This window comes from Brucella tritici (genome assembly GCF_902825325.1).
Taxonomy (GTDB): Bacteria; Pseudomonadota; Alphaproteobacteria; order Rhizobiales; family Rhizobiaceae; genus Brucella.
Genome location: NZ_CADEAR010000004.1, coordinates 363,134 through 372,729, shown reverse-complemented (window position 1 = coordinate 372,729; position 9,596 = coordinate 363,134). Strand labels below are relative to the sequence as shown.

Genomic DNA, 9,596 nt, shown 5'->3' with positions numbered 1-9,596 from the left:
CGTTACCGCCAAACCCTTTCAACCAACTCAAGGGACGAACCAGTCTGCCGCTAGCAGCGTCGCCGCCCTCGTTGTGGCGCCATATAGACCCCACAAACCAAAACTGTCAACGATCATTCCATACTTTTTCCAAAAATTCTTTCCACAGACACAAAAACAAAAAAAGCCGCTCAACGCGGCTCTTTTCGAAAACACACATATTAAGAACGCAATGCTCTATTCGGGTTCGTATTCACGAACACCGTCGTCCTTGGCAAACAGCACGCATGGCCCCTGAGAACCTCGTGGATCGTACGCATACCCTTTGTCTGCGAGCGCATGCATCATGTCCCGGATGCCAGCCAAGCCATAGAGATGATCATGTAACTCAAGGAAGATGCGCTCTACGCCCATTAAATCGGCGCTTTTGAGCAAATCGCGTTCGGCACCTTCGATATCCATGACAAGAACATTGATATCATGACGAGCGATGAACTCGTCAATATTGGACGAGGACAACTCTATAGCGCGTTCATACGGCCCCTGATTCTCATCCATGGACGACATCCAGAGGTCACGCCGCACGTAAAAACGGAAAGAACAAGGCTCGCCCGCAGTCAGAATGCCTTGTGAAAGCACAACATTGTTGAGGTCGTTGGCGTCGATAACACGCCGAGCCAGCGCCGCAGTTGATGGATTTGCTTCGAATGCCCAAACCGTCACGTTCGGAATCTTGGCTATGATGGAGGTGATGATCCCTATTCCCGAGCCAAGTTCCAAAACGCGATCGCCCGGTTTCACCGCTTTGAAGATGGAGCGCGCTTCCTTGGCTTCATAGCTCCCACCCGTCAAAGCCTGCCAGATAATTGGTGAAACCTCGTTGGATGCGATCGGTACGTTAATTCCATGTACTTTCAGCAAAATTGCACGCCCCAATTTCCCGGCACCCAGAACATCTTTTTCAAACGAACGATGCAAAGGTGCTCGTCTTTCGAATCCGTTACACCACAACATAGCTTTGCGGTGCATTTAGTGCATGAACATAAACTGATTTATAGGTTGGTCGCCAGTTATCACGACAGATTATCGTCACAGGCCTGGCGCGCGGCTAACCACTTTTTTATTCTGCTCACTACGCTGATGGAGATGTTTGAGTTTTGAAGCGGGCATTGGTTTTCCTATGAGATAACCTTGGACCTGATCGCACCCCAATCGCTTCAGACACTCGAACTGTTCCTCAGTTTCAATGCCTTCTGCAATCGTCACCATTCTAAGACTACGCCCTACCCCAGTAACCAGCTCAACAATCGCGAGGGCATCTGGCCGCGTCGTCACTTCGCGCACGAAGGAACGATCAATCTTGATTTTATCGAAAGGAAATCCACTCAAGCTCCCAAGTGATGAATAACCAGTTCCGAAATCGTCCATGGCTATCTGGATACCTAATGCCTTCAATTGGCGTAGTGTGCTCAAGGTCTGTTCGTTCTTGTCCAGCAAAACTGATTCCGTAATCTCCAGTTCCAGCCGCCCTGCATGGAGCCCGCTTTGCTCAAGTGCATCAATCACGCTCTGAATGAGATTCAAACTGCGAAATTGAACTGGAGAGAGATTGACCGCAATCTTGAGCGGCTTGTTCCAATGGGCAGCTTCCAGACAGGCTGTCTTAAGCACCCAGTCTCCAAGAGCATGAATGAAGCCGATCTTTTCGGCAACCGGAATGAACTCGACGGGCGAAACAGCCCCCCTTATAGGATGCGTCCAACGAAGCAGCGCTTCATAACCGCATATTTCACGGGTGATAGTGCAAGCCTGCGGTTGATAGTAAACTTCCATCTCGCCGTTCTCCAATGCCTTCTGAAGATCAGCTTCGAATGATTTTTTCTCTCTCAAGCGTGTCTGCATCTGAGACTTGAATACGCTCGCGTGACCGGGACCAAGCGCCTTCGCTTCATAGAGCGCGAGATCGGCGTGTTTAAAAAGTTCTTCCGTATCCGGTTCGCCTTGGGAGATTGCGACACCGACGCAGGTTCCGATTTTTATTTCCAGCTCGCCGACATGGTAAGGCTGACTAATTGCTTCCATCAGGCGATCTGCAAGCTCCAGAGCTTCCTCTTCCTGCAGCCCAGTGGAAAGCAGGGCAAATTCGTCGCCGCCTAGGCGGCATACCATGTCGCCTCTCTCACCGAGTTTTGTGAGGCGCCGCGCGACTGCCTGCAAAAGTGCGTCACCGACATCATGTCCGAGCGTATCATTGACATCTTTGAACCCATCGAGGTCCAAAAGAAGAATGATCGCCGATAGGCTTCCGGACTGTGCGGCTTCAAGCCTTTTCTCCAGATCCTGTCGAAATAGAACACGATTGGGCAAACCGGTCAAAGCATCGTGATGAGCGTCATGCTCAAGCCGAAAGTTCTGCGACTGCAACTCACCCGTCGCTTGTCGAAGGTCGCTTGTCAGGCGCTGCATGCTGCCATGCGCCCGATCGAGAAGCTTGTTATGGCGAAGCAGGAGAATGACCAGCACCACGCCGCAGAGGATAAGACCTGCCGCCAATCCCGTGTAAATGAGATGCAGCTGACGAACTTCTGCCTGTGCAGCATCGATAAGCCCGACATCATATTCAACAGCTGATGACGCAAGTGCTGTCATCGGCCCGTCAAGTGTACTCATCGACTGCAAAAGGGTTTTGACACCCTCCGCATCAAGTTTATCCAGCTGAGCATCAAGTGTCTGCAGAACATTGCTCAGCTTCAGAAACAGGTCGCGCCGCTGCTGGTCATTTTGAATGAAAGAACGCAGATTGCCCTGCTGCAGCAACTCCAGTCGGCCAAGCATAATATCGAGACGAAGCCGCACTTCGTCACGCGTGTCCTCATTCAAATTCAGCGCATATCCAGCGAGAACATGCTCAAGTCGCATATATTCTGAAACAGTCTGACCAACAGCCCAGGAATCGTTGTAACGGGAAAACTTCTGAAGCGCAGTCTGTCGCTCAGCAATGACATAGGCGATATAGGCCGTTGCCACCACGAAACAACAGATAATAACGCCTAGTATTCGTCTCACACTTTGCCTCTATTCAACTATCAGCTTGGCAACCTGCCACGCAGAACGTGTGTAATAGGTCTGGCTTTGAAGCTGAGGGTCGCTGTCATAAGGGTAGATTATAAACAATGGTCCTTTATCGCGCACAGCCATGTAATTGCCATCTCGCTTCATAGCAAGAATAACATTGAACTTCTTCAAGTCCTCCATAGGCAGTGTGCTGACATAGTCGTTCAACGCCACCGCCGTCACTTTCGTTCCCGTGGCACCGACGAGCGTCATAAGCTTGTCCATCGATACACCTTCGAAGCGCACGCGACCATCATACCACGGATTAGCAGTTTCTACGGTTTCCAAACCGATCGCTTCCAGCATGTCCCTATCAAATTGAGCTGTATCGCCGACATTTGTATTCGAAATATTGCCAGATATGACGAGGATCGGCTTACCCGTTGGTTTGGCCAACGGGTAAGCCGCTGCCCCCGACAGCCAGACCAAGGGCAAGAACAGACATAAAAAGAGCCGGATGAGTTTCATTGCATTTCTCCATGATAAATTAGACTGATAAAGAGAATTGCCTAAATCAACGTGAAGATTGCATGAGTTTTGTATCTTTTCATGTTCATATGCAATAAAAATGAAATATCGGCAGCAACCGTGACGCAACGTAACTTCAAATCATGGCTGTTAGTGAATTACCCCAATATTAGATCGTTTTCATACGATAGTAACGCTTTTAACATGCCATGCTGGATGATCATGTCCTGACTATAGCGTGATTCCGCCCATCAAGAGCCTAAAGGGCAACATGATTGACGTCGCCCTTTAGGGAAATTCGATGGTTGTCGTTGATTCAACCTGCCAGTTTTCCACCCGTCATCGGCTCTGGCACCCCGGTCGTGCTTGGAAAACTGATGGGCAAGCCACGCAAGACCCGAACCGCGAGGAAAGCAAAGCATTCCGCTTCCACGGCATCGCCCCGCCAGCCAAGTGTTTCAACGGGAACGAGTTCCACTTTCGCACGCTGGACCAGCATGCGCATCATGGTCGGATTGCGACGGCCACCACCGCTGACGGCCAGCCGCTTTGGCCGACGCGGCAAAATATCCAGGGCCTTCCCAACAGCAGAGGTAGTGAACGCGGTCAATGTTGCCGCGCCGTCTGCCTCATTCAGACCGTTAGCCATTGCATCGGTGAAATCGAAGCGATCCAATGACTTCGGGTATGGCGCAGTCAGATAAGGGTGTTTGAGCAGTTCCGTGAGCCGGGCTTCGTCTACCCTGCCCTTTGCCGCCAGCACTCCATCGCGATCCATCTCACCCAATCCATGTGCCTTCATGAAATCATTGATGGGTGCATTGGCTGGCCCCGTATCGAATGCCACAAGCGCATCACCGCCATCCCACCACGTGATGTTGCCGACACCGCCAAGATTGAGAATCGCAGTATTGCCACTCGAATCGGCACTGCGCAGCAAAGCAGCGTGATAGACGGCCGCAAGCGGAGCGCCCTGCCCGCCAGCGCGAATATCTGCTGTCCGGAAATCATAAGCAACTTTAGCTCCGAGCAATTCGCTCATAAGCCTTCCGTCACCAAGTTGCCTTGTGTCACCAAACCTGCCTGCCTGCGGCGCACGATGCAAAACTGTCTGCCCATGAAAACCGACAACGCCGATATTCTCCATCGACAGCCCGCTTTCCTCGACCAGTTCGCGCACAGCCGCAGACTGTGCACGCGTCAGCGCTTCCTCGGCCTCACTAAACACGGAAGGTTCCGCACCTTCAAAATTCCAGCCTCGAGCCTCCGCTTGCGCTCGTTCCAGAAGATCACGAATCCAGCGCGGATAAGGCTTCAGCGCATAAGCGCTGAACTCCGTGATGGTCTCGCCATCAGTCTTCAAAAGGGCAACATCGATGTTTCCATCAAGAACAGTGCCGGTCATCAGGCCAACGGCCCATATTGGCTGCATAGACGTCTCCTATCCCAATGAAATTGCGTCGCCAACGCCCTGACGTAGCGAAAGAATACCACTTTCGAAATGGCGTGTCGGATGAATGCGATTGGTGAGCAAGGTCCACGCCCTGCCCTCTTCAAAATCGATCCACAAACCGGTACCCGTGAAACCGGTATGACCGATCGTATCCTTCGAATTGAAATTGCCGCCGGACCAGCCGTCATAAGGCAGTTCCCAGCCATGCGTCCGGGTTGCGGATATTGGTTGGCACATCTGCGTTATAACGTGTTGCGATGCGCCAGTGCCGTCGAGCAAACCAAGTGCGAAATCGAGTATGGATGCAGCCGTGCCGAACAGCCCCGCATGCGCAGCACCCTGTAACGCTGAACAATTGTCGTCGTGGACTTCACCGCAAAGTACGCGATTGCGCCAGGTGCAATCTTCGGTGGCAGCACTGATCTCCGGCTCCGCAGAAAAGGCAAACCCCTCACCAGGGTCCATTTCGCGAATGGTCTTGCCGTAATGCCTTTCCATCGCGAAACCGAGCAGAATGAAATTGATATCCGAATAAACCGGTGCGGATTTTCGCCATTCGCGTTGCAGAACGAATGCGCGCAACAATTCCGGGTCTCGTCCGTAGGTGTAGATCGGTTCTACCGATGGGAACGGTGTTTGATGGCCAAGGCATTCGCGGAAAGTAACTCTGCGCTCCCACGCATCATTGTCATACTGCCGAAGATCCGGAAGCAATGTGATCAACGGCGCGTCGAGATCAATGACACCTTCCTCAGCCAGTGCAAGAATCCGGGGTGTCGTGAAAATCACTTTTGTCAACGAGGCGAGATCGAACCATGTATCGATTGTCATCGCGCGCCGGGCCGGCACAGCCTGCGCATAGCCAGTCGCCCGGACAGCCCGGTTGCCGGAGAGATCGACCATTCCGAGCACACCTCCCGGAATTTGGCCTGAGTCGCACGCATTTGTCAGCAGGCTGAAAGCTTTTTCGAAGCGTGCGGTAAAGGCGGTATCCACGGAGTGGCGGACATTTGGTTCAGCCATCATGATTATACCTCGGTCCGGGCCACGTGATCATGACCGTATGTCTGCCAGTTTGCCGGTGCGGGCTCGTATCCCAACGGGCGGACGAGTGACGGCACCTGCCGCGTGTCGAGGGTGAAGTACTGGTTGCGCCGATCAATACTTGGAACAGCAGATATTAGTCGCTTCGTATAAGAATGTTTCGGCGCAGACAGGATTGATGCGGCATCGCCGATTTCGACAATCTGGCCAGCATAGACGACCGCAATGCGATGCGCGATACGTTCCACCACCGCCATGTCATGCGACACGAACAGATATGCAAGGCCGCGTTCCTTCTGGAGTTCAATCAGCAGGTCCAGAACTTTCGCCTGCACTGAAACATCCAGCGCGGAAACGGCTTCGTCCAAAACGACAATCGAAGGGTTCAGCATCAGCGCGCGGGCAATGCAAAGTCGCTGGCGCTGTCCGCCAGAAAACTCGTGTGGGTAACGCTCCAGACTGTTTGCGGGCAGACCCACGCGGTCAAGCAACTGCAGCATCTGGTGCCGCGCTTCCGGCCCATCGTACCCACCAGTAGCGATAACCGGTTCGGCAAGGATGCTGTCAATTCGCAGGCGCGGGTTGAGCGATGCATAGGGATTCTGGAAAACCATCTGCACCGAGGAGGAGTTTCGAGCATCAGCTGTATCTGCCACGCCGACTTCAAGTTTGCCGCCCGAAGCTTTGACAAGTCCGAGGATCGCCCGCGCAGTCGTCGACTTACCCGAACCGCTCTCCCCTACGACCGCAAGTGTTTCGCCCGGAACAAGATCGAAATCGACACTCTCCACGGCATGAACTGCACCGAGTCTACGGCCAAGAATGCCTCCCTTGACGGGAAACCGGACTGTGAGCCCTTCCACAGCAAGAATTGGCTTTGTTCCGGGCTTGGCTGCTCGCACGCTATCCGTTCGTGCCGCATTGCCACTTTCAAAATGCGGCACAGCTTTCAGGAGATGCTGCGTGTAAGAATGCTGAGGCTGGTCAAGAACGGCACTCAGTTCACCTTGCTCTACCGCCTCGCCATGCTGCATCACCATGACCTTGTCGGCCATCCCTGCGACCAGGCCAATGTCATGGGTAATGAAGATCATCGCCATGCCGGTTTCGCGCTTCAGTTCTGCCAGCAGCGCCATGATCTGTGCCTGTACCGTAACATCGAGCGCTGTGGTTGGCTCGTCGGCGATCATGAGACGTGGATTACAAGCAAGCGCCGTTGCAATCATAACCCGCTGCAACATACCGCCGGAAAGCTGGTTCGGGCAGTATTTAAGACGCCGTGCAGCATCCGGAATGCGTACGCGATCAAGTGCGTCCTTGGCAGCGAAAGCTGCCTGCTTTCCGGTAAGCCCACGATGGAGGCGAAACGACTCCTCAATCTGTGTTCCGATTGTGAGCACTGGATTGAGCGACGTCATGGGCTCCTGAAAGATCATGCCGATTTCCGCACCGCGGATTTTCGTCAGCTCAGCTTCGTTTGCAGTTGCAAGATCGATGGTGGTGCCGTTTGCGCGGTTTAGCTTGATCGTTCCATCGATAATGCGTCCGCCGCCAAAATCCACAAGACGATTGATCGACAAAGCCGTTACAGATTTACCGGAACCGCTTTCTCCGACAATAGCCAGCGTTTCCCCGGCGGCGAGATCGAAACTCACACCGCGTACGATCTCATTGGCTTCAGGATTACGCCCGAAACCAACGCGAAGGTTTGAGACAGACAGAAGCTTGTTCATGCAGCTACCCTCCGCATCCTTGGATCGAGAATGTCGCGCAGGGCATCACCCAGAAGGTTGAAGCCAAGAATACCGATCATGATCGCCAGCCCCGGAAAGGCCAGCAGCCATGGCGCGGTTTCCATGAGATTACGCGCATCTGCCAGCATGAGGCCAAGCGACGAAGCAGGTGGCTGAGTGCCGAGACCGAGGAAACTCAAGCCTGCCTCTGTTAGCAGCGACCAGGCCAGCGCCAAAGTGATTTGCACAGTCAGAGGCGCGATCAGATTAAGCAGCAGATGGCGCGAAAGGATATAACGGTTGCTGCTGTGGAACGTGCGTGCCGCATCGACGAATTCGCGTGTTTTAATCGACAAGGCCGGGCCACGTACAACCCGCGTAAAAATCGGGATGTAGACAATGGCGATGGCGGCGATACTTGTTCCAGTGCCCGGTCCAACAACGGCGATGATGAGAAGCGCAAGCAAGATAGCCGGAAACGCTAGAAGCACGTCCATGACGCGCATGACCGTGCCGTCCCACCAGCCCCCGAACCATGCCGCGGTCAATCCCATAATGGTGCCAGCAAAGGCGGCAATTCCGACCGCAGAAAAGCCCACGACGAATGATTGCGCTATGCCTGCCATCAGGCGGCTCATCACATCACGTCCGAAGAGGTCCGTTCCCATCCAGTGGGCAGCACTTGGAGGACGCAGCCTGTCTATCCGGTACTGCATCAGCGGGTCATGCGGCGTAAAGCCGAAATACCCCAGACACGCGACGATCAGATAGATCAATACGATGAGCCCGCCGATACGGCCACTCGGATGAGCAAAAACGGAACGCAATATCTGCATCAGTTTTCCCCTAGGCGAATACGCGGATCGAGCGCTACGTAAAGGAGGTCAACAAGCAGATTGACGATCATGAAGTTGAAGGCGATGAAGAGAATACTGCCCTGCACCAACGCATAATCCCGCTGCAAAATGGCGTCGAGCACCATGCGTCCAAGTCCCGGCAGAGCATAGATCTGCTCGACCAGCACAGCTCCGCCCAGAAGGTAACCGAATTCCACGCCGCTCAGCGTCACCACAGGGATGAGTGCGTTCGGCAATGCGTGCCGCCAGATAACAGAGCGGGCCGAAGCACCCTTGCTGCGAGCGGTACGAACGTAATCATCGCTGAGAACATCCAGCATGGCTGAACGCGATATGCGTGTGACCGATGCAGCAAATGCGAAGCCGAGTGTTATGGCGGGCAAAATCATCTGCAAAAAATTCTGCCACGGGTTGACCCATATCGGCGTAAATTCGCCCATGGTCGGTAACACACCAAAGCCGGCCGACAGAATATAGATAAAGAGGAGGCCCAGAACGAAGCTCGGGGTCGATTGGCCGATCATTGCGAAAATACGGACGGCAAGATCGGACATTTTCTCGTTGCGCGTTGCCGCATAAATCCCGGCCGGAAGGCCAATGAGCAACGCAATAATCATCGACATCAATGCCAGTTGCAGTGTCAGTGGGAAGCGTTCCAGAATAACCGTCAAAACCGGTTTGCCGAACGTGACCGAGACACCCAGATTACCCTGCAACACGTCACCGAGCCAGCGCCAGTACTGAGTAGTCCAGCTTTGATCGATGCCGAAATATTGCGCCAGTGACTGCCGTTGTTCCGGCGTCAGCAATCCAGCCTCCGTTCCGAGCATAGCCGTGATGGAATCGCCCGGAACCATACGGATCGAAACGAAGACAAGGATCGACACCCCCAGCATAACCAGGGGAAATGTCAGCAGCCGACGTGTCAGATAATTCATGTCAGATTAC

8 protein-coding genes are annotated in these 9,596 nt (G+C 53.6%); all 8 read right to left on the bottom strand.

Annotated elements, in window-relative coordinates; translation table 11 throughout:
• Window positions 1-216 precede the first annotated feature (216 nt).
• Window positions 217-900, bottom strand: coding sequence for an FkbM family methyltransferase (locus HWX93_RS08350; protein WP_109986944.1), 684 nt, complete (start codon window positions 898-900; stop codon window positions 217-219).
• A 168-nt stretch (window positions 901-1,068) separates the two neighbouring features.
• Window positions 1,069-3,045 carry a putative bifunctional diguanylate cyclase/phosphodiesterase gene (locus HWX93_RS08345; protein ID WP_176037118.1) on the bottom strand — a complete coding sequence of 659 codons (1,977 nt, stop codon included), beginning with the start codon at window positions 3,043-3,045 and terminating at the stop codon, window positions 1,069-1,071.
• 9 nt (window positions 3,046-3,054) lie between these two features.
• Entirely contained in the window at window positions 3,055-3,561 is a 507-nt protein-coding gene (locus HWX93_RS08340; protein WP_176037117.1) for an oxidoreductase, read from the bottom strand.
• Between the two features lie 316 nt (window positions 3,562-3,877).
• Window positions 3,878-4,993 (bottom strand): anhydro-N-acetylmuramic acid kinase, encoded by a 1,116-nt coding sequence (locus HWX93_RS08335; protein WP_176037116.1) that lies wholly within the window; start codon window positions 4,991-4,993, stop codon window positions 3,878-3,880.
• 9 nt (window positions 4,994-5,002) lie between these two features.
• On the bottom strand, window positions 5,003-6,037 hold the full coding sequence (locus HWX93_RS08330) for a serine hydrolase domain-containing protein (RefSeq protein WP_176037134.1): 1,035 nt from the start codon (window positions 6,035-6,037) through the stop codon (window positions 5,003-5,005).
• Window positions 6,038-6,042: 5 nt separating this feature from the next.
• Window positions 6,043-7,791 (bottom strand): ABC transporter ATP-binding protein, encoded by a 1,749-nt coding sequence (locus HWX93_RS08325; RefSeq protein WP_176037115.1) that lies wholly within the window; start codon window positions 7,789-7,791, stop codon window positions 6,043-6,045.
• Window positions 7,788-8,627 carry an ABC transporter permease gene (locus HWX93_RS08320; protein ID WP_176037114.1) on the bottom strand — a complete coding sequence of 280 codons (840 nt, stop codon included), beginning with the start codon at window positions 8,625-8,627 and terminating at the stop codon, window positions 7,788-7,790. Before HWX93_RS08320 ends, HWX93_RS08325 begins: the two co-directional genes overlap by 4 nt.
• A complete protein-coding gene (locus HWX93_RS08315) occupies window positions 8,627-9,586 on the bottom strand; it encodes an ABC transporter permease (RefSeq protein ID WP_109986919.1) in 960 nt (319 codons plus the stop codon). The genes HWX93_RS08320 and HWX93_RS08315 overlap by 1 nt, the downstream gene beginning before the upstream one ends.
• Window positions 9,587-9,596 lie beyond the last annotated feature (10 nt).